General features: G+C 73.5%; 18 protein-coding genes. 9 read left to right on the top strand and 9 right to left on the bottom strand.

Annotated features, from left to right (window positions below; all coding sequences use genetic code 11):
* Positions 1 to 199 precede the first annotated feature (199 nt).
* Complete coding sequence (locus tag ABZ385_RS25250; RefSeq protein ID WP_358913279.1) at positions 200 to 1,567, top strand: M48 family metalloprotease; 1,368 nt, start codon at positions 200 to 202, stop codon at positions 1,565 to 1,567.
* Here ABZ385_RS25250 and ABZ385_RS25245 read toward each other — a convergent pair.
* Positions 1,542 to 2,600 carry an MBL fold metallo-hydrolase gene (locus tag ABZ385_RS25245; protein ID WP_358913277.1) on the bottom strand — a complete coding sequence of 353 codons (1,059 nt, stop codon included), beginning with the start codon at positions 2,598 to 2,600 and terminating at the stop codon, positions 1,542 to 1,544. The genes ABZ385_RS25250 and ABZ385_RS25245 overlap by 26 nt on opposite strands.
* A gap of 190 nt (positions 2,601 to 2,790) precedes the next feature.
* Between ABZ385_RS25245 and ABZ385_RS25240 the strand changes: the two genes are divergently transcribed.
* Together ABZ385_RS25240 and ABZ385_RS25235 are read left to right on the top strand one after the other, a co-directional pair.
* Positions 2,791 to 4,257: an aldehyde dehydrogenase gene (locus ABZ385_RS25240; protein ID WP_358699672.1), complete on the top strand. Its 1,467-nt coding sequence runs from the start codon at positions 2,791 to 2,793 to the stop codon at positions 4,255 to 4,257.
* Positions 4,254 to 4,490, top strand: a complete 237-nt coding sequence (locus ABZ385_RS25235) for a ferredoxin (protein ID WP_358699671.1) — start codon at positions 4,254 to 4,256, stop codon at positions 4,488 to 4,490. The genes ABZ385_RS25240 and ABZ385_RS25235 overlap by 4 nt, the downstream gene beginning before the upstream one ends.
* A gap of 37 nt (positions 4,491 to 4,527) precedes the next feature.
* On the opposite strand, the gene ABZ385_RS25230 is transcribed toward ABZ385_RS25235, so the two are convergent.
* Positions 4,528 to 5,148 (bottom strand): TetR family transcriptional regulator, encoded by a 621-nt coding sequence (locus ABZ385_RS25230; RefSeq protein WP_358579971.1) that lies wholly within the window; start codon positions 5,146 to 5,148, stop codon positions 4,528 to 4,530.
* 244 nt (positions 5,149 to 5,392) lie between these two features.
* Here ABZ385_RS25230 and ABZ385_RS25225 point away from each other — a divergent pair, with 244 nt between their 5' ends.
* From ABZ385_RS25225 to ABZ385_RS25215, 3 genes are read left to right on the top strand one after another with little or no spacing between them, the layout of a single operon-like run.
* Positions 5,393 to 6,757 (top strand): glycosyltransferase family 4 protein, encoded by a 1,365-nt coding sequence (locus ABZ385_RS25225; RefSeq protein ID WP_358579969.1) that lies wholly within the window; start codon positions 5,393 to 5,395, stop codon positions 6,755 to 6,757.
* Entirely contained in the window at positions 6,757 to 7,509 is a 753-nt protein-coding gene (locus ABZ385_RS25220) for a class I SAM-dependent methyltransferase (RefSeq protein WP_358579967.1), read from the top strand. Before ABZ385_RS25225 ends, ABZ385_RS25220 begins: the two co-directional genes overlap by 1 nt.
* Entirely contained in the window at positions 7,506 to 8,579 is a 1,074-nt protein-coding gene (locus ABZ385_RS25215; RefSeq protein WP_358913275.1) for a prenyltransferase/squalene oxidase repeat-containing protein, read from the top strand. The genes ABZ385_RS25220 and ABZ385_RS25215 overlap by 4 nt, the downstream gene beginning before the upstream one ends.
* 19 nt (positions 8,580 to 8,598) lie before the next feature.
* Here the strand turns inward: ABZ385_RS25215 and ABZ385_RS25210 are convergent, their stop codons facing one another.
* Positions 8,599 to 8,892: a hypothetical protein gene (locus ABZ385_RS25210; protein ID WP_358579962.1), complete on the bottom strand. Its 294-nt coding sequence runs from the start codon at positions 8,890 to 8,892 to the stop codon at positions 8,599 to 8,601.
* A 117-nt stretch (positions 8,893 to 9,009) separates the two neighbouring features.
* On the opposite strand from ABZ385_RS25210, the gene ABZ385_RS25205 reads away from it, so the two are divergent.
* Entirely contained in the window at positions 9,010 to 9,558 is a 549-nt protein-coding gene (locus ABZ385_RS25205) for a hypothetical protein (RefSeq protein WP_358700460.1), read from the top strand.
* Between the two features lie 7 nt (positions 9,559 to 9,565).
* Here the strand turns inward: ABZ385_RS25205 and ABZ385_RS25200 are convergent, their stop codons facing one another.
* The 5 genes from ABZ385_RS25200 to ABZ385_RS25180 all read right to left on the bottom strand — a co-directional run bounded on the left by ABZ385_RS25200 (position 9,566) and on the right by ABZ385_RS25180 (position 15,246).
* Positions 9,566 to 10,576: an LLM class F420-dependent oxidoreductase gene (locus ABZ385_RS25200; protein ID WP_358913273.1), complete on the bottom strand. Its 1,011-nt coding sequence runs from the start codon at positions 10,574 to 10,576 to the stop codon at positions 9,566 to 9,568.
* Between the two features lie 115 nt (positions 10,577 to 10,691).
* Positions 10,692 to 11,546, bottom strand: coding sequence for a hypothetical protein (locus ABZ385_RS25195; protein ID WP_358913272.1), 855 nt, complete (start codon positions 11,544 to 11,546; stop codon positions 10,692 to 10,694).
* A 182-nt stretch (positions 11,547 to 11,728) separates the two neighbouring features.
* Positions 11,729 to 12,730 (bottom strand): N-acetylmuramoyl-L-alanine amidase, encoded by a 1,002-nt coding sequence (locus tag ABZ385_RS25190; RefSeq protein ID WP_358579953.1) that lies wholly within the window; start codon positions 12,728 to 12,730, stop codon positions 11,729 to 11,731.
* Positions 12,731 to 12,752: 22 nt separating this feature from the next.
* Positions 12,753 to 13,409: a class I SAM-dependent methyltransferase gene (locus ABZ385_RS25185; RefSeq protein ID WP_358579950.1), complete on the bottom strand. Its 657-nt coding sequence runs from the start codon at positions 13,407 to 13,409 to the stop codon at positions 12,753 to 12,755.
* Positions 13,410 to 13,503: 94 nt separating this feature from the next.
* Entirely contained in the window at positions 13,504 to 15,246 is a 1,743-nt protein-coding gene (locus ABZ385_RS25180; protein ID WP_358579947.1) for an MFS transporter, read from the bottom strand.
* 267 nt (positions 15,247 to 15,513) lie between these two features.
* Here ABZ385_RS25180 and ABZ385_RS25175 point away from each other — a divergent pair, with 267 nt between their 5' ends.
* Entirely contained in the window at positions 15,514 to 16,698 is a 1,185-nt protein-coding gene (locus tag ABZ385_RS25175; protein WP_358913270.1) for a lipid-transfer protein, read from the top strand.
* Between the two features lie 123 nt (positions 16,699 to 16,821).
* Positions 16,822 to 18,270, top strand: coding sequence for an MFS transporter (locus ABZ385_RS25170; protein ID WP_358913269.1), 1,449 nt, complete (start codon positions 16,822 to 16,824; stop codon positions 18,268 to 18,270).
* A gap of 13 nt (positions 18,271 to 18,283) precedes the next feature.
* Here the strand turns inward: ABZ385_RS25170 and ABZ385_RS25165 are convergent, their stop codons facing one another.
* A complete protein-coding gene (locus ABZ385_RS25165) occupies positions 18,284 to 18,916 on the bottom strand; it encodes a response regulator transcription factor (RefSeq protein ID WP_358913311.1) in 633 nt (210 codons plus the stop codon).
* Between the last annotated feature and the right edge of the window lie 164 nt (positions 18,917 to 19,080).

Genomic DNA, 19,080 nt, shown 5'->3' with positions numbered 1-19,080 from the left:
GGCGTCGGGCGCGGTGAGCCCGGCGCGCGGCGCGTGTCCGGGCTCGACGCGCCGGACCTGTGGAGGTTCGTCGAGGAACTCGCCCACCGGGCGGGCACGCCCGTCCCCCACCCACCTGTGGCTCACCGCGGGCGCCAACGCGAAGGTGCGGCTGACGGGCCTGACCCGCCGTCGCCGCAGGCGCTCCCTCTACATTGGCGTGCCGCTGCTCCTCACCCTGGACACCGACGAACTGCGCGCCGTCCTCGCCCACGAACTGGGGCACTACGCACGCCGCGACCCGTGGTTCTCCGCCCTGGTCCACCGGGGCGCCGCCAAGCTGCGGGACATCGACGCGGGGCTCAGCCGCCCCGCGCTCCCGATGACCGATGTCCGGCTCGCCAACACGCTGTTGAAGGGGTACGCGTCCGTGCTGCGTGGCCTCTTCGGCGGCTTCGCGTACCTCTACGCCGGCGTCACCTCGCCCGTCCTGCGCCGCCAGGAGCACGCGGCGGACGCCTTCGCCGCCCGGGTGGTCCCGCCCGCCGTTCTCGCCCGCGCGCTGGGGTCGGCGGAGGCGGTCCACCGCGACTGGGGGACGTTCCGGGGCGGCGTCCTCACCCTGCTCCACCACCGCGCACGGATGCCCGACGACCCCTTCGCGGCCTTCCTCGCCGTGCGCCGGGACCCGGAGCTGCGCACCCTCGTGGCGGCCCACGCGCCGCACCCGCCCCGGCAGCGGCGCCACCCCGGCACCCACCCGACGATGCCCGCGCGCCTGACGGCCCTCACCGGGGCGCCGGGGCCCCGGGAGCACGCCGTCGGCGCCTGGTCCGAGGGCCCCGGCCTGGCGGCGGTCCTGGCCAAGGCGCTCCCCGCCGAGGTGGGGGCGCGGATGTTCGGCTGCGAGTGCGCCGGCGACGTCCTGCCCGTCGCGGACTGGCTGACGGAGGTACGGCGCCTGGAGGCGGTGCGGGCCGAGGAGCGGCTGCACCGCCTGTACGACCTGTACTGGCGCGCGGGCGCCTACCGGGTCCCCGAGCGCCCGACCCTGCGGGGCATGCGGACGCTGCTGTACACGGAGGCGGGCACCGACCGGGCCGCCCGGCTGCGCGCGGCCGAGCGGCGGGGCGGACTGACGCACGCGCAGTGGAAGGGGCTGCTCGACCTGGCCGTGGCGCGGGAGCGGGCGGGTGCGGGCGACCTGGACCGCCGGCTCGCACCGCTGCCGGCGCCCCACCGGTGTGTCGCGGCGGCCGTCCGCACGCCGGCCACGCGCACGCTGCGGTTGACGCGCGCGATGGCGGTGTCCGTCGTCCTGATCGTGGCCGCGGCGGTGCCGGACTACGGCTCGGGGGACGACCCGGCACCGTCGTACCGGACGCCCCTGCCCGCGCGGACGGACTACGGCGGACACGAGCCGCCGAACTACGCGGTGCCCGACCATCTGCCCGACTACGACCACCGCCTGCCCGACTACGACCACCGCCTGCCCGACTACGACCGCCGTTTGGACCTGCCGTCCCGCATTCCCCTGCCGAGTCGCGTCCCCCCGCTGGAGCTCAGCGTCCCACCGCGACGAACGTGACCGGGTCGCTGCCGGCCACCGCCGCCGCCCGCCCGAGCTTCACCAGGCGCCGCACATGGGCCTCGGCCTCCGAGACCGCGATGGTGCGCGAGCCGTGCGGGATCTCGGCCCAGGGACGGTTCCACTCCATGCGCTCGGCGAGCCCCCAGGGGGTGCGGGGCTCGGCGAGCAGCCCGAGCAGCCCGGCCAGACGCTCCTCGTGGTGGGCGATCAGCGCGCGGACGCGGGCGCCGGCGCCGGTGAACGCGTGCTGGTGCGCGGGCAGCACCTCGGCCGGGCCCAGACGGGCGACGCGCTCCAAGGAGTCGAGGTAGTCGCCCAGGGGATCGGTGACCGTGGCATCGTCCGGGTCCTCATACAGGCCGATGTGCGGAGTGATGCCGGGCAGCAGGTGGTCGCCGGAGAAGAGCCGGCCGGTGCCCGGCAGGCCGGCGGGGTGGGCCTCCTCCAGGTGCAGGCAGACGTGCCCGGGGGTGTGGCCGGGCGTCCAGACGGCGCGCAGCCGGCGCCCCGGCAGGCCGAGCAGCTCGCCGGGGGTGATGCCGAGGTCGGGCAGCGCGGGCCGCGGGCCGGGCAGCCCGCGGGGGCGGTCCGCGTCGCGTGCGCGGAGCAGCGGGGCGACGTGCTCGGCGGGGGCGCCCGCGGCGGCCAGCTTCGCGGCCAGGTAGCCGTACCAGCGCTTCGGCGGGTTGGCGCGGGTGCGGCGCACCACGGCCGCGTCCGCCTCGTGCATCGCGAGCCACGCCCCGGACGCCTCGCGCACCCGCGCGGACAGGCCGTGGTGGTCGGGGTGGTGGTGCGTGAGGACCACGCCGTGCACCTCCTCGACCGAGGTCCCGCAGGCGGCGAGCCCGGCGGTGAGTGCGGCCCAGGAGGTCGGGTCGTCCCAGCCGGTGTCGACGAGGACGGGCCCGGCGTCGGTGTCCAGGAGGTGGACGAGGGTGCAGCCGAGGGGGTTGTCGGGGATCGGGACCCGCAGGCTCCAGACGCCTCCGCCGTGCTCGATCACCGGTGGTTCGCTCACCTGGGCCATGGGCGCCTCGTCTCCCGCCGACGCCGCTCGCCGACCGACGCCCCCACTATAACTAGAACCCGTTCCAATGGCCCCCGAAGTCGACCTGCTCAAACGTGAGTTGGCCGTCCGGTGCGTGGACTCCGCCAAGTGGAACTGGTATCAGTTCTGACACCAGGTCAGAAAACGCCCCCGCAGGAGGCAGTCAGCCATGACGGAGCTCGTGGAACACGGACAGCTGTTGATCGGCGGGAAGTTGGTGGACCCGCTCGGCCGGGACGTCATCGACGTCGTCTCCCCGCACACCGGCGAGGTCTTCGCCCGCGTGCCGCACGCGGGCACCGCCGACGTGGACCGCGCCGTCGCATGCGCCCGCAAGGCGTTCGACGAGGGCCCCTGGCCGCGGCTGACCGTGGACGAGCGGATCGAGGTCGTCACCAGGATCAAGGACGGTTTCGCGGTGCGCCACGAGGAGATCGCCCGCGTCATCAGCTCCGAGAACGGCACGCCGTACACCTCCGGCGTGATGGTGCAGGCCCTCGCCGCGATGATGGTGTGGGACGCGGCGATCACCGTCGCCCGCGACTTCCCGTACGAGGAGCCCCGCGACGGCGTCCTCGGGAAGCTGCTCGTGCGCCGCGAGCCGATGGGCGTCGTCGCGGCCGTCGTGCCCTGGAACGTCCCGCAGTTCACCGCCGCCGCCAAGCTCGCCCCCGCGCTGCTCGCGGGCTGCCCGGTGATCCTGAAGACCTCGCCCGAGGCACCCCTGGACGCCTACATCCTCGCGGAGATCGCCGCCGAGGCGGGCCTGCCGGAGGGCGTGCTCTCGATCCTGTGCGCCGACCGCGAGGTCAGCGAGTACCTCGTCGGGCACCCGGACGTCGACAAGGTGTCCTTCACCGGGTCCGTCGCCGCGGGCAGGCGCGTCATGGAGGTCGCCGCCCGCAACCTCACCCGCGTCACCCTGGAGCTGGGCGGCAAGTCCGCCGCGGTGATCCTGCCCGACGCCGACGCGGCGAGCGCGGTCGCCGGCATCGTGCCGTTCGCCTGGATGATCAACGGCCAGGCGTGCGTGGCCCAGACCCGCGTCCTCGTGCCGCGCACCCGCTACGACGAGTTCGCCGACGCCTTCGCCGCCGCCGCGTCCGCGCTCAAGGTCGGCGACCCCCTCGACCCCGCCACCGAACTCGGCCCGCTGGTCGCCGAACGCCAGCAGCGCCGCTCCCTGGACTACATCCGCATCGGCCAGGAGGAGGGCGCCAAGATCCTCGCGGGCGGCGGCCGTCCCCCCGGGTTCGACCGGGGCTGGTACGTGGAGCCGACCCTCTTCGGCGGCGTCGACAACTCCATGCGCGTCGCCCGCGAGGAGATCTTCGGGCCCGTCGTCTGCCTGCTGCCGTACGGCGACGAGGACGAGGCGGTGCGGATCGCCGACGACTCCGAGTACGGCCTCAGCGGCAGCGTCTGGACCGCCGACGTCGAGCGCGGCATCGACGTCGCCCGCCGGGTGCGCACCGGCACGTACTCCGTGAACACCTTCAGCCTCGACATGCTCGGACCCTTCGGCGGCTACAAGAACTCCGGCCTGGGCCGGGAGTTCGGGCCCGAGGGGTACGGCGAGTACTTCGAGCACAAGATGATCCACCTGCCCGCCGGCCACGAGGGGAGCGGCGCGTGAGGGGCGACCGCTGGCGCGTGGAGGTCGACAGGTCGCTCTGCGTCGGCTCGGGCATGTGCGTGGTCACCGCGCCCGGCGGCTTCGCGCTGGACACCGCCCGGCAATCCCGCCCCGCCACCCCCGAGGGCGACGCCGACGAGCGCGTCCTGGAGGCCGCCGAGGGCTGCCCCGTGGAGGCGATCACCATCACCCTGGCCGACACCGGGGAGGTGGTCTTCCCCCCGGAGGACTGACGGGCCCGCCGGAGGTCCGAGGCGCCCCACCGCGATCTCACGTACCGGGTTCGGCCGTGAGGTCGATGAGGCGGCAGACGGTCTCGATGTCGATCTTCACCTGGGCGATCGAGGCCCGCCCCGAGAGCCAGGTGATCAGCGCCGAGTGCCAGGTGTGCTCGATGACCCGCACCGCCGAAAGCTGCCGGGCGCTCGGCGGCTCGGTCAGGCCCATGGCCTCCAGGATGATCGCCGTCGTCAGCCGCGAGACCGTGTCGACCTCGGGGCTCACCGAGCGGTCGGCGAAGGTCAGGGCCCGCACCATCGCGTCCGCCAGGTGCGGCTCGCGCTGGAGGGCGCGGAAGGCCCGCATCAGCGTCTCCGCGACCCGCTCCGCGGGCGTTCGCCCGGCCGGCGGGCGTTTGCGGATCGTCGTGTGCATGTGCTGGAGCTGGTCCTGCATGGTGGCGACCAGCAGATGCACCTTGGAGGGGAAGTAGCGGTAGAGCGTGCCGAGGGCCACGCCCGCGGCCTCGGCCACCTCGCGCATCTGCACCGCGTCGAAACCGCCCCGGCTGGCCAGTTGGGCGCTGGCGTGCAGGATGCGGCGGCGGCGCGCCTCCTGACGCTCGGTGAGGGGCGGCGTCGCAGGGCTCGCCGCCTTGGCTTCCGCTGTCATGTGGGCCCCTCCGAAACGCCTCGCGAGATCGCACAGCATGGCAGGGAGCCCGTCGTGGCGCGAATCACCTGATCCGGGCCGTACACCTCGCCTACCTGCCGGTAGATTCAAAGCTCGTTCAGCGATCATCCACCGATCACCCGGCGATCCGCCAGAGATCACCCGGGGATCGAGTCTGAAACTTGTTCTAGATTAGCGTCCCGGCGTAACCTCGCGGACAACTGCACGGAGAAGGGGGCCGAGAGTGACCGCTGAGGCCATGGAAGCGGGCCCCCGCAAGGGCACCGACGCCGACGGCGACCGCCCGCTGCGCATCGCCCTCCTCACCTACAAGGGGAACCCGTTCTGCGGGGGCCAGGGCGTGTACGTACGTCATCTCTCGCGCGAGCTGGCACGGCTCGGCCACAGCGTCGAGGTCATCGGCGCGCAGCCCTACCCCGTCCTCGACGAGGGCCAGGGCCTCGAACGCCTCCGGCTCACCGAGCTGCCGAGCCTCGACCTGTACCGCTCGCCGGACCCCTTCCGCACCCCGGGCCGCGACGAGTACCGCGACTGGATCGACGCCCTCGAAGTGGCGACCATGTGGACCGGCGGCTTCCCGGAGCCCGTCACCTTCAGCCTGCGGGCCCGGCGCCATCTGCGCGCCCGGCGCGGCGAGTTCGACGTCGTGCACGACAACCAGACCCTCGGCTACGGCCTCCTCGGCGACCTCGGCGCGCCCCTGGTCACCACCATCCACCACCCCATCACCGTCGACCGGCGACTGGAGCTGGACGCCGCCCCCGACCTCAGGCGCCGGCTCTCCGTGCGCCGCTGGTACGCCTTCACGCGCATGCAGAAGCGCGTCGCGCGCCGCCTCCCGTCGGTCCTCACCGTCTCCGGCACCTCCCGCCAGGAGATCGTCGACCACCTCGGGGTCCGCGAGGACCGCATCGACGTCGTCCACATCGGCGCCGACACCGGCCTCTTCTCCCCGGACCCGGCCGTGCCCGAGGTGCCCGGCAGGATCGTCACGACCTCCAGCGCCGACGTCCCGCTCAAGGGCCTGGTCCACCTCGTGGAGGCGCTCGCCGAGGTGCGCGGCGAGCACCCCGGCGCCCACCTCGTCGTCGTCGGCAAGCGCGCCGAGGACGGGCCCGTCGCCCGCGCCATCGAACGCCACGGCCTCGCGGGGAGCATCGAGTTCGTCAAGGGCATCACCGACGCCGAACTGGTCGACCTCGTCCGCTCGGCGCAGGTCGCCTGCGTCCCCTCGCTGTACGAGGGGTTCTCCCTGCCCGCGGCGGAGGCGATGGCCACCGGCACGCCGCTCCTCGCGACCACCGGCGGCGCGATCCCCGAGGTCGCGGGCCCCGACGGCGAGACGTGCCTCGCCGTGCCGCCCGGCGACGCGGGAGCGCTCGCGCTCGGCCTCAAGCGGCTGCTCGGCGACCCCGAACTGCGCACCCGCCTCGGCCGCGCGGGCCGCGAGCGGGTCCTGCGGAAGTTCACCTGGGCGCAGGCCGCCAAGGGCACCGCCGAACGCTACCGCGAGGCCATGAGCCGCTCCGCCGCCACGAACCCCGGCCGCGCCGCGGCCACCCCGACGCACTCCGGGAGCCATCGCTGATGCTGACCGTCGACTTCACCCGCTTCCCGCTCGCCGCGGGCGACCGCGTCCTGGACCTGGGCTGCGGCGCGGGCCGGCACGCCTTCGAGTGCTACCGGCGCGGCGCTCGGGTGGTGGCCCTCGACCAGAACGCCGAGGAGATCCGCGAGGTCGCCAAGTGGTTCGCCGCGATGAAGGAGGCGGGCGAGGCCCCGGCGGGCGCCACGGCCACCGCCATGGAGGGCGACGCCCTCAACCTCCCCTTCCCCGACGCGTCGTTCGACGTCGTGATCATCTCCGAGGTCATGGAGCACATCCCCGACGACAAGGGCGTCCTCGCCGAGATGGTGCGCGTCCTCAAGCCGGGCGGCCGCATCGCCGTGACGGTCCCGCGCTACGGCCCCGAGAAGGTCTGCTGGGCGCTGTCCGACGCCTACCACGAGGTCGAGGGCGGCCACATCCGCATCTACAAGGCCGACGAACTCCTCGCCAGGATGCGCGAGGCGGGCCTCAAGCCGTACGGCACCCACCACGCCCACGCGCTGCACGCCCCGTACTGGTGGCTCAAGTGCGCGTTCGGCGTCGACAACGACAAGGCGCTGCCCGTGCGGGCGTACCACAAGCTGCTCGTGTGGGACATCATGAAGAAGCCCCTCGCCACGCGCGTCGCCGAGCAGCTGCTCAACCCGGTCGTCGGCAAGAGCTTCGTGGCCTACGCCACCAAACCGCACCTGCCGCGCGCGGCGGCCGACGCCGCGGTGGCCGCCAAGTGACGAGCCCCGAGCGCACCGAACACCTCGTCCTGCCCGGCGTCCTGACGGCCGATCAGGCGGCGGCGACGGTCCGCGGCATCCTCGCCGGCCAGCGCGCGGACGGCGCCATCCCGTGGTTCCGCGGGCACCACCTCGACCCCTGGGACCACACCGAGGCCGCCATGGCCCTGGACGCGGCGGGCGAGCACGCGGCCGCCGAGCGGGCCTACGACTGGCTGGCCCGCCACCAGAACCCCGACGGCTCCTGGTACGCGGCCTACGTCGACGGGGACCCGCACGACGTCACCGACCGCAGCCGCGAGACCAACTTCTGCGCCTACATCGCGGTCGGCGTCTGGCACCACTACCTCGCCACCGGCGATGAGGCGTTCCTGGACCGCATGTGGCCCTCCGTGGTCGCCGCCGTCGAGTTCGTCCTGGCCCTCCAGCAGCCCGGCGGGCAGATCGGCTGGAAGCGGGAGCCCGACGGCACGCCCGTCACCGACGCGCTGCTCACCGGCTCCTCCTCGATCCACCAGGCCCTGCGCTGCGCCCTCGCCGTCGCCGACCAGCGCGGAGAGCCGCAGCCCGACTGGGAGCTGGCCGCCGGGGCCCTCGCCCACGCCGTACGACGCCACCCCGAGCGCTTCCTCGACAAGGACCGCTACTCCATGGACTGGTACTACCCGGTCCTCGGCGGCGCCCTGACCGGCGAGGAGGCCAAGGCCCGCATCGAGCGGGGCTGGGACCGCTTCGTGGTGCCCGGCCTCGGCGTGCGCTGCGTCGACCCGAACCCGTGGGTCACCGGCGGCGAGAGCGCCGAACTCGCCCTCGCCCTGTGGGTGGTGGGCGAATCCGACCGCGCCCTGGAGATCCTCCAGTCCATCCAGCACCTGCGCGACGACGCGAGCGGCCTGTACTGGACGGGCTACGTCTTCGACGACAAGGCCGTCTGGCCCGAGGAGCTGACCACCTGGACGGCGGGCTCCCTGCTGCTGGCCGTGGCGGCGCTCGGCGGCGACGAGGCGACGTGCGCGGTCTTCTCCGGCGAGCGCCTGCCGCGGGGACTCGACCCGGGGTGCTGCGGCTGACGCCCGCGCGGGTCCGGGCTCAGTACCGGCGCAGGCGGCCCGCGACGGCGTGGCCGACCAGCAGGTAGACCACCGCCGCGAGGCCGTAGCCCGCGACGACCCTGGCCCAGGTCTCGTCGAAGGTGAACAGATCGTGCGACCAGCCGGCGAGCCAGCGGGCCACGTCGTGGACGACCTGGACGAGGTCGTTGGCGCGGTTCGCGTCCAGCAGGTACATCAGGATCCACAGGCCGAGGATGCCGGCCATGACGTCGGCGACGAGCGCGATGACCCGTGCCGCTGTGCTGCCGTGGGAGTGCCGCGTGGGAGACATGGGCTCCGCGTACCCGGACGGGCCCTGTTCGAACCCGTTCGGGTCCGCCCCGCTGGCGGCACGCAGCGCCGGGGGTGAGGCTGCGGTGAGGACCGCTCACCCCTGGAGGCCGCTGCCGTGCCCAGCCCCGTATCCGTCCGCCGTGCCGGAGTCTCCCTCACCCTGTGCTGCACCCTGCTCGTCGGCGCGACGGCCTGCGGCGGCGACGACAAGGACGCCGAGGCCGCCGCCCCCTCGGTCAGCAGCAGCGCCGAGAAGCAGAAGTTCGCCAAAACGCGGTTCGTCGCCAACGCGGGCCTCGCGGCGGGGGCGACCTACCAGTGGATCGTGAAACCGTTTCGCGCGGGCAAGTTCAAGAAGGGCGCCGACGGCCGGCGGATCGCCCTGGTCAAGGCGGGCCTCGCGGGCGCGTTCACGTACAACAGGCTGAAGGCGGCGACCAAGAACGCGCAGGGTGACCCGGCCCTCGCCAAGGCCGTGGCACCGCTCACCGCCGGCATCGACGCGCTGAAGGACCTGCCGTCCAAACTCCGCAAGGGCGAGTCCACGGACTCGATCGTCAACTCCTTCGACGGCGTCATCAACTCCGTGAAGGACGCGGGCAAGGGCGCGGGCGCGGAGGTCAAGGACAAGGTGCCCTCGGCGGGCGAGCTGAGCAAGGGCTAGCCGACTGCTAGGAGTTGAGGTCGGCCAGTACGCGCAGGGTGTGCGGGTCCGGGGCGAGGAGCAGCAGGTCGGTGACCGGGCCCGCGCGCCACAGCCGAAGGCGTTCCGCGATCCGTTCGCGGGGGCCGACCAGGGAGATCTCGTCCGCGAAGGCGTCCGGTACGGCCAGCACGGCCTCCTGCCTGCGCCCCGCCGAGAACAGCTCCTGGACGCGCCGGGCCTCCTGGGCGTACCCCATCCGCGCCATCAGGTCGGCGTGGAAGTTGCGGGCCGCGTGCCCCATGCCGCCGATGTAGAAGCCCAGCATGGCCTTGACGGGAAGCAGGCCCTCGGCGACGTCGTCGCACACCTCGGCCCGCGCCATCGGGGCGATCGTGAAGCCCTCCCGCAGCCCGCTCAGCGAGGCCTCGTACACCTCGGGGCGCGTCGGCGACCAGTACAGCGGCAGCCAGCCGTCCGCGATCCGCGTCGTCTGCGCGATGTTCTTGGGCCCCTCGGCGCCGAGCAGCACGGGCAGGTCGGCCCGCAGCGGATGGGTGATCGGCTTGAGCGCCTTGCCGAGGCCGGTGCCGTCCGCGCTCCGGTAGGGGTGGGCGTGGAACCGCCCGGCCAGCTCCACCGGTCCCTCGCGGCGCAGCACTTGGCGGACCACCTCGACGTACTCGCGCGTCGCGGTCAGCGGCGACTTCGGGAACGGCCGCCCGTACCAGCCCTCCACCACCTGCGGCCCGGAAAGACCGAGCCCCAGCAGCATCCGGCCCCCGGACAGATGGTCGAGCGTGAGGGCGTGCATGGCCGTGGTGACGGGGGAGCGCGCCGCCATCTGCGCGACGGCCGTGCCCAGCCGGATCCGCGAGGTCCGGGCCGCGATCCAGGTCAGCGGCGTGAAGGCGTCCGAGCCCCAGGCCTCGGCCGTCCACACCGAGTCGTAGCCGAGCCGCTCGGCCTCCTGGGCGAGGGCGACATGGCGAGGGTCGGGGCCGCGCCCCCAGTAGCCGAGTGCGAGCCCGAGCCGCATACGCCCTCCCGGTCACCGTTGACACCTGACGAAGCGTCAGGCTGCTGTGAAGGGGCGACTGTACGACAACGGCCCCCCGCCCGGAAGGGCGAGGGGCCGCGAGGCGCCGAGGGGGTCAGCCGCGCTGGATCCCCGTGGTGTCCTGCAGGACACCGCGACGGCCGTCCTGAGTCTGGGCCACCAGACCGGGGCCGCGCTGCTCCACGGCCAAGTACCAGGTGCCGGGCGCCAGTTCGGCGATCGGCGTGGACGAGCCGTCCTCCGCGTACAGCGGACGCGGCACCGGCACGGCGAACCAGAACGGCGAGAAGTCGCCGGAGGCCTGCGCCTGCGCGGGCGGCGGGGTCTGCCCGGCCTGCGGCTGCGGCTGACCGCCGAAGGACTGGCCCTGCGGCTGGCCGGGCTGCCCGTAGGGGGCGGCCGCCTGCGGCTGGCCCGCGCCCGGGTAGCCGTAGCCACCCTGCGGCTGACCGCCGTAGGGGCCGGGGGCGGCCGGTCGCGGGGCACCCATGAGGGGGGCCTTCAGGGCCGGGACGACCAGCGTCGCGACCGCGCCGGCGGCGAGGACGAGAGCGGCGATCAGGCCGAGGATGAGGCCGACACCGGCGTCGGGGGAGTCGCCTCGACCGATGCCGCTGTCGAAGAAGAAGTTGTAGGACTGGTCGGTGTCGAAGATCGCGCCGAGGGAGCTCCAGGCGGCCGCGATGGCGAAGGCCACACCGAGCTGGCCGAGGTCCAGGCCCGCGACCTTGCGCTGCTGCGGCAGCGCGCGGCCCAGGACGATGAGCACCGCACCGATGATGCCGAGCAGGTACACGCTCAGCAGCAGGTTGCCGTTGTCCCAGGCGTTGGGCAGCTTGTCGCTGTCGCCGCCGTCGGCGTCAAAGGTGTCGAGGAACGAGGCAATGAAGAGCAACACCGCTGCTCCGATCACCACGCCGTCGCCTCGAGTGAGGGAGCGGAAATTCACTTCAGGTCCTTCGTCAGTCGTCTCGTCAGTGGAGGCGTCGCTGTCGCCGTAGTCGCGTTCGTGCCGCGGTGCGCGAAGCGCGGGGGTGGCCCCTCATCGTAGGGAGGACAATATCGTCCGTACACAGGGGGTGTCTGCTCGGGATAAAGACGTGCGCGTATTGATACGCGGACGTCTCCGAGCTACCGCCGCAGGAATCCGCCGATTCCCTCGGAAATGCCCTGCGCCGCCTTCTGCCGCCACTCGCCGCTCTTCAGGAGCGCCGCGTCCTGCGGGTCCCGCATGTTGCCGCACTCGATGAACACCTTCGGCACGGTCGACAGGTTGAGGCCCCCGAGGTCGCTGCGGACGTCGAGGCCGGTGCCGCCGCCGACGTAGTTGGAGGGGGCGCTGCCGGTCGCGGCGACGAACTTCCCCGCGACGCGCTCGCCCAACTCCTTGGAGGGGGCGACGATCGCGGAGGTGTCGGCCGCGCCGCCCTTCACCTTCGCGGGCAGGATCACGTGGAAGCCGCGGTTGCCCACGCCCGAGCCGTCGGCGTGCAGGGAGATCACCGCGTCCGCGCGGGCCTCGTTGCCGATCCGGGCGCGCTCGTCGACGCAGGGGCCCCAGGGGCGGTCGCCGTCCTGGGTGAACGTGACGGTGGCGCCCTGCTCCTGGAGCAGGGTCCGCAGGCGGCGGGCCACGTCCAGGGTGAACTTCGCCTCGGTGTAACCGTCGTTCGTGGACGTGCCCGTGGTGTCGCACTCCTTGCGGTTGGTGCCGATGTCGACCTGGCGGTTGATCTCGGCGGTGTGCCGGAAGTTGCCCTCGTTGTGGCCGGGGTCGACGACGACGACCTTCCCCTTGAGGGGGCCGTTGGGGGCCGGGGCGTGCGTGGACGGCTTCGTGGTCGAATCGTTGCCGTCGCCCTTGCCGTCCTTGTCCTTTTCCTTCCCCTTGCCGGATTTCGACGGGGCGGGGGAGTCGCCGCCGTGGGGCAGGGAGCGGTCGGCGGAGGCGGTGGCGCTCGGGGACGCCGGCAGTGCTCGCGCGGGACCGCCGCCGTCACCGCCGGTCGCCTGATAGACCAGCCATCCGGCCAGGCAGGTGGGCACCAGCGCGGCCACCGCCACGGTCAGCGGGTGGCCGAGGCGGCGCCTGGGCGGCTGGGACGGATCGAATTCCGGACCTACGTACGACACGAGGGCGAGCCTAGTCGCGCGGTCACATCCCCGCTCCCGTTCGCCGCAGCACGCGCAGCGAGTCCGTGGCCGAGACCTCCGTGAACGCGCCGGACGCCAGAGCCCGCAGATAGACCCGGTAGGGGGCCTGGCCGGTCATGATGTCGACGGGGTCGGGGAACACGTCGTGGATGGCGAGCAGGCCGCCCTCGGCGAGGTGCGGCGCCCAGCCCTCGTAGTCCGCGGTGGCGTGCTCGTCGGTGTGGCCGCCGTCGATGAAGACCAGGCCGAGCGCCCCGCCCCACACCTGCGCCACCTGCGGCGAGCGGCCGACGACGGCGATGACGTGCTCCTCCAGGCCCGCCCGGTGCAGCGTGCGCCGGAAGGTGGGCAGCGTGTCCATCAGGCCGACCTCGGGATCGACCGTTCGGGGGTCGTGGTACTCCCAGCCCGGCTGCTGCTCCTCGCTGCCGCGGTGATGGTCCACGGTGACCGCGCTCACCCCGGCCCGCCGGGCCGCGTCGGCGAGCAGGATCGTGGAGCGCCCGCAGTACGTGCCGACCTCCAGGAGCGGGAGCCCGAGCGCGCCGGCCCGGACGGCGGCCGCGTACAGGGCGAGCCCCTCGCCGCGCGGCATGAAGCCCTTGGCGGCCTCGAACGCGGCGAGGATCTCCGGCGTGGGCTCGGGCTCGGCGGCCATGGGGTTCCTCCAGGTCGTACGCGGGTCTGGCCGCCCATGATGCACGGCGCCCCCGCCATCCGGGTGACGGGGGTGCGTGCGTACGCCTATCGGGTCAGGCGGGCAGTGCGTCGGAATCGGCGGAGCCGGACAGGGCCAGGTCGACCCGCACCGGCTGCTCGCCCCCGTCGTGGGCGGCCGCCGAGGCGCGCGGCGCGTGGCCGGCGGCGGTGGCCGCGAGGACGTAGGAGCCGTCGGCGGGGACGGCCAGGGCGTAGTTGCCCTCGGCGTCGGTGAGGGCGGCGCCCGCCTGCTTGCCGCGGCGGTCGATCAGCGTCACCTTCGCGCGGGCCAGCGGGGTGCCGTCCGCGCTGTGCACCCGGCCCCGGAAGCCCGTGAGGGCCTCGGTCGCGCGCTCCAGGTTGGCGTCCTCCTCGCTGCTGGCGCGCAGCTGCGTGGTGGTGGGGCGGCGCGCGGAGGGCAGCAGCAGGGCGAAGAGCAGGCCGATGACGACCGCGCCCGTCGCGATCAGGAAGGAGACGCGGAAGCCGTGCATGGTGGGCACGGCGACGCCGCCGACGTGGTCCGCGGTGTTGGCGAGGACCATGCCGATCACGGCGGAGGACACCGAGGTGCCGATCGAGCGCATCAGGGTGTTGAGGCCGTTGGCCGCGCCCGTCTCGGACGGGTCGACGGAGCCGATGATGAGCGCGGGCAGCGAGGAGTAGGCGAGGCCGATGCCCGCGCCGAGGACCACCGCGATGACGATCGTCTGCCAGGCGGCGCTCATCAGGCCGAGGCCCGCGCCGTAGCCGACCGCGATGATCAGCATGCCGAGGATGAGGGTCGTCTTCGGGCCGTACCTCGCCGAGAGGCGGGCGTAGAGCGGCGCGGTGAACATCATCGTCAGGCCGAGCGGCATCACGCACAGACCCGCGACGACCATCGACTGCCCGAGGCCGTAACCGGTGGCGGCGGGCAGCTGGAGCAGCTGCGGCAGGACGAGCGAGACGGCGTAGAAGGCGACGCCGACCATGATCGAGGCGAGGTTGGTGAAGAGCACCGAGCGGCGGGCGGTGGTGCGCAGGTCCACCAGCGGCGCCGTGACGCGCAGCTCCATCACGCCCCACAGGAGCAGGACGACGGCCGCGGCGGCGAACAGGCCGAGCGTGGTGCCCGAGGTCCAGCCCCAGTCGCTGCCCTTGGTGATGGGCAGCAGGAAGAGCACGAGCCCCGCCGAGAGGCCGATCGCGCCCAGCACGTCGAAGGTGCCCTCGGCCCGCATCGGGCTCTCCGGCACGAAGACGACGGTCAGCAGCATCGCGAGGACGCCGAGGCCGGCGGCGCCGAAGAACAGGGCGTGCCAGTCGGCGTGCTGCGCGGTGAGCGCGGCGAGCGGCAGCGCGAGGCCGCCGCCGACGCCGATGGAGGAGCTCATCAGGGCCATCGCGGAGCCGAGCTTCTCGCGGGGCAGCTGGTCGCGCATCAGGCCGATGCCGAGCGGGATGGCGCCCATGGCGAAGCCCTGGAGCGCGCGGCCGACGATCATCACGAGCAGATCGTCGGTGACACCGCAGACCAGCGAGCCGACGACCATCACGGCGAGGCTGGCGAGCAGCATCCTGCGCTTGCCGAAGAGGTCGCCGAGGCGCCCCATGATCGGGGTGGCGACGGCGCCCGCGAGGAGCGTGGCCGTCATGACCCAGGTGGCGTTCGAGGGGGCGGTGTCCAGCAGGGCCGGCAGGTCCTTGATCACCGGCACGAGCAGGGTCTGCATCACCGCGACGACGATGCCGGAGAAGGCGAGTACGGGGACGACTCCGCGTGTGCCGCGTGGGTGGGTCGTCGTCATCGACATTGCGTGGGGCCTCCGAGGCGGAAGTCGGACCCGGCGGGGGTCGGTCGGGCAGGAGATACGTGTAGCTCGAACTTGTTTCCCCGGGCGACTATTCCGATGAATGTCGTACGAGGGGAACTCTTGACCTTCTGTTGACCGGCCCCTCGTCCGCTTGCTCCGGGAGGCCGCGGATCCCCGGACGCTCCGGATCGGCGGAGCCTCTGACCTTCCGTCACAATGGAACGTGTTCTACTCTGTCGCGCTCCCGTGACCGAAGGAGAGCGCTTCGTGAAGAGCTATGTCGTCGGCGTCGGAATGACCCGGTTCGAGAAGCCCGGGGCGCGCGAATGGCAGTACTGGGACATGGCGAAGGAAGCCGGCACCAAGGCCCTCGGGGACGCCGGCCTCGCCTACGACGCCATCGGGCAGGCCTGCGTCGGCCACTGCTTCCAGCCCTCGACCGCCGCGCAGCGCGCCGTCTACGAACTGGGTCTGACCGGCATCCCCGTCTACAACGTGAACAACAACTGCGCCACCGGGTCCACCGCGCTGATGATGGCCCGGCAGTTCGTCGAGGGCGGTCTGGAGGACTGCGTACTGGCGCTCGGCTTCGAGAAGATGGCGCGCGGCCCGCTCGGGGGCGGCGGCGAGGGCGACTTCAAGACGTCCCCGGTCGCCCGCCACTACGGGATCATGGCCGCCCGGCACGGCTTCGACCCGACCCCGCCCACCGCGCAGATCTTCGGCGACGCGGCCCGCGAGCACATGGAGAGGTACGGCACGACCGAGGCGCAGCTGGCCGCGGTCGGCGCCAAGAACCACCGGCACTCGGCGAACAACCCGTACGCCCAGTTCCAGGACGTGTACAGCGTGGACGAGGTCCTCGCGGCCAAGACCGTCCACCGGCCGCTCACCCGGCTCCAGTGCTCCCCGACCTCGGACGGCGCGGCCGCCGCGGTCGTCGCCTCCGAACGGTTCGTGGAGCGCCGCGGCCTGGCGGAGCGGGCCGTGGAGATCACGGCCCAGGCGATGACCACCGACACCGCGGAGTCCTTCGCCTCCGGCTCCTGCGTCGACGTGGTCGGGCAGCCGATGTCGCGGGAGGCGGCGCGGCGGGCCCACGAGCGGGCGGGGTTCGGCATCGAGGACGTGGACGTCGTCGAGCTGCACGACTGCTTCTCCGTCAACGAACTCCTGACGTACGAGGCGCTCGGCATGTGCGCCCCCGGCGAGTCGGGCGAGCTGGTGGAGAGCGGGGCGACGACCTACGGCGGACGCTGGGTCGTGAACCCCTCCGGCGGCCTGATCTCCAAGGGGCACCCGCTCGGCGCGACGGGCATCGCGCAGATCGCGGAGCTGACCTGGCAACTGCGCGGCGAGGCCGGGGCCCGGCAGGTCACCGGCGCCCGGGTGGGCCTCGCGCACAACATCGGCCTCGGCGGCGCGGCGGTGGTGACGCTGCTGCGGCGGTAGTCGGGAATCGTCAGACGGGCCGCCCCAGGGGCCTCGGACCCCTCGGACCTAGGCCCTTCGGCCCGGACGCGTGCAGCCAATTTCCGATGCGGTCCGCTTCCGGGGCTTGAGAGGATGGGTGACATGGTCCCGACGCCTTCCGCCGCTTACACCACCGCACCCGCCACCGCCCCGCCCAAGAGGCCGGTGCCGGTGTGGGCGGTCCTGCTCACCGCCTGCGCCGGCCAGTTCCTGGTCGTCCTCGACGTGTCGGTGGTCAACACCGCGCTGCCCTCGATGCGGGCCGACCTCGGCATGAGCGCCATCGGACTCCAGTGGGTCGTCAACGCCTACTCCATCGCCTTCGCGGGCTTCATGCTGCTCGGCGGACGGGCCGGCGACCTCTTCGGGCGCAAGCGGATGTTCCTGCTCGGCCTCGGCCTGTTCACCGCCGCCTCGCTCGGCGGCGGGCTCGCGCAGGCCGACTGGCAGCTCCTCGTGGCGCGGGCCGTGCAGGGACTCGGTGCCGCGGTCCTCGCGCCCTCGACGCTGACGATCCTGACCTCCGCGGTGCCCGAGGGCCCGGCCCGGATACGGGCGATCGGCGTCTGGTCCGCGGTCGGCGCGGGCGGCGGCGCGGCCGGCGGCCTGGTCGGCGGGGTCCTGACCGGCCTGCTCTCCTGGCGCTGGGTGCTCCTGATCAACGTACCGATCGGCGCACTGGTGATCGTCGCGGGCCTGGCCTGGCTCACCGAGAGCAGGGCGGGACAGGCCCGCCGCCTCGACGTGCCGGGCGCGGTGCTCGTCACCGCCGGGCTCGCCACCCTCGCGTACGGCATCGTGCAGACCGAGGAGAAGGGCTGGACGGCGGCCGCGACGCTGGTGCCGCTCGCGGCCGGGCTCGCGCTGCTCGGCGCCTTCCTCGTGGTGGAGGCGCGCACCAAGGTGCCGCTGATGCCGCTGAAGCTGTTCCGGGTGCGCTCGGTGTCGGCGGCGAACGCCGCGATGTTCGTGTGCGGCGCCGGAATGTTCGCCATGTGGATGTTCATGACGCTGTACGCCCAGAACGTCCTCGGCTACTCCCCGCTGAAGGCCGGCCTCGCCCTCATCCCGTCCTCCCTGACCATCGTCCTCGGCTCGATGCTGGCGCCCCGCGTGATGCCGGTGCTCGGCGCGAAGAACGTCTCCGTGCTCGGCATCGTGGTGGCCGCCGCCGGCTTCGGCTGGCAGTCGACGATGACCGTCGACGGGTCGTACGTCACCTCGATCATGCTGCCCGGCATCGTGATGATGTTCGGCGCGGGCCTGGCCACGACCCCGCTCGCCTCGCTGGCCACCTCGGGGGCGGCGCCCGGTGACGCCGGACTCGTCTCGGGCCTGGTCAACACCTCCCGCACGATGGGCGGCGCGCTCGGCCTCGCGGTGCTCTCCACGGTGGCCGCCGCCCGGATGGACGGCTCGACCTCGCGCCAGGCCCTGACGGACGGCTACGCCATGGCGTTCCGCACGAGCGGGTTCATCCTGCTGGCGGGCGTGATGGTCCTGCTGCTGTGGATGCCGGGGACGAAGCGGGCGGCCCGGGCCGTCGAGTAGCGCCCGCGCCCGGCTAGAGCCAGCCGCGCTGCCGGGCCTCCCGTACCGCCTCCATGCGGTTGCGGGTGCCCGTCTTGCCGATGGCCGCGGAGAGGTAGTTCCGCACGGTCGACTCCGACAGGCACAGCTCACCCGCGATGTCGGCGACCGTGGCGCCGTCCACCGACGCCTTGAGCACGTCGCTCTCCCGGCCGGTCAGCGGGCTGGGACCGGCGCTCAGCGCGGCCGCGGCGAGCCCCGGGTCGACGACGGTCTCGCCCCGCAGCGCCCGGCGGATCGCCTCGGCCAGCTCCTCGACGGGCCCGTCCTTGACGAGGAAGCCGACGGCGCCCGCCTCCATGGCGCGGCGCAGATACCCGGGCCTGCCGAACGTGGTGAGGATCAGGACCCGGCAGTCGGGGCACTCCTCGCGCAGGTCGGCGGCGGCGTCCAGCCCGCTGCGGCCCGGCAGCTCGATGTCCAGCAGCGCCACGTCGGGGCGGGCGGTCAGGGCCGCGTCCACGATGAGGTCGCCCGCGCCGACCTGGGCGACGACCTCGATGTCCTCCTCCATGCCCAGCAGCAGCGCGAGCGCGCCGCGCATCATGCCCTGGTCCTCGGCGAGCAGGACTCTCACGGATTTCGCCGGGCGGTGGTCCCGGGGCATCTCTGTCACGGGAAGAGAATAGGACGGGCGGCGGGGCGGGCGGGCGACGGGAGAGGGGCCGCGCCGGGGTCACTCGGGTGAGACGCGCGGGGCGATCGGGTGACCCCCCGTGTGCCCGAGGCCCGCGGGCCGCGCCGACGGCCAGGGTGCTGGGTGACCTTTCC

This window comes from Streptomyces sp. NPDC005898, from assembly GCF_040629635.1.
GTDB lineage: Bacteria > Actinomycetota > Actinomycetes > Streptomycetales > Streptomycetaceae > Streptomyces.
The sequence above is the reverse complement of the archived record's forward strand: the minus strand, read 5'-3'. Positions and strand labels throughout refer to the sequence as shown.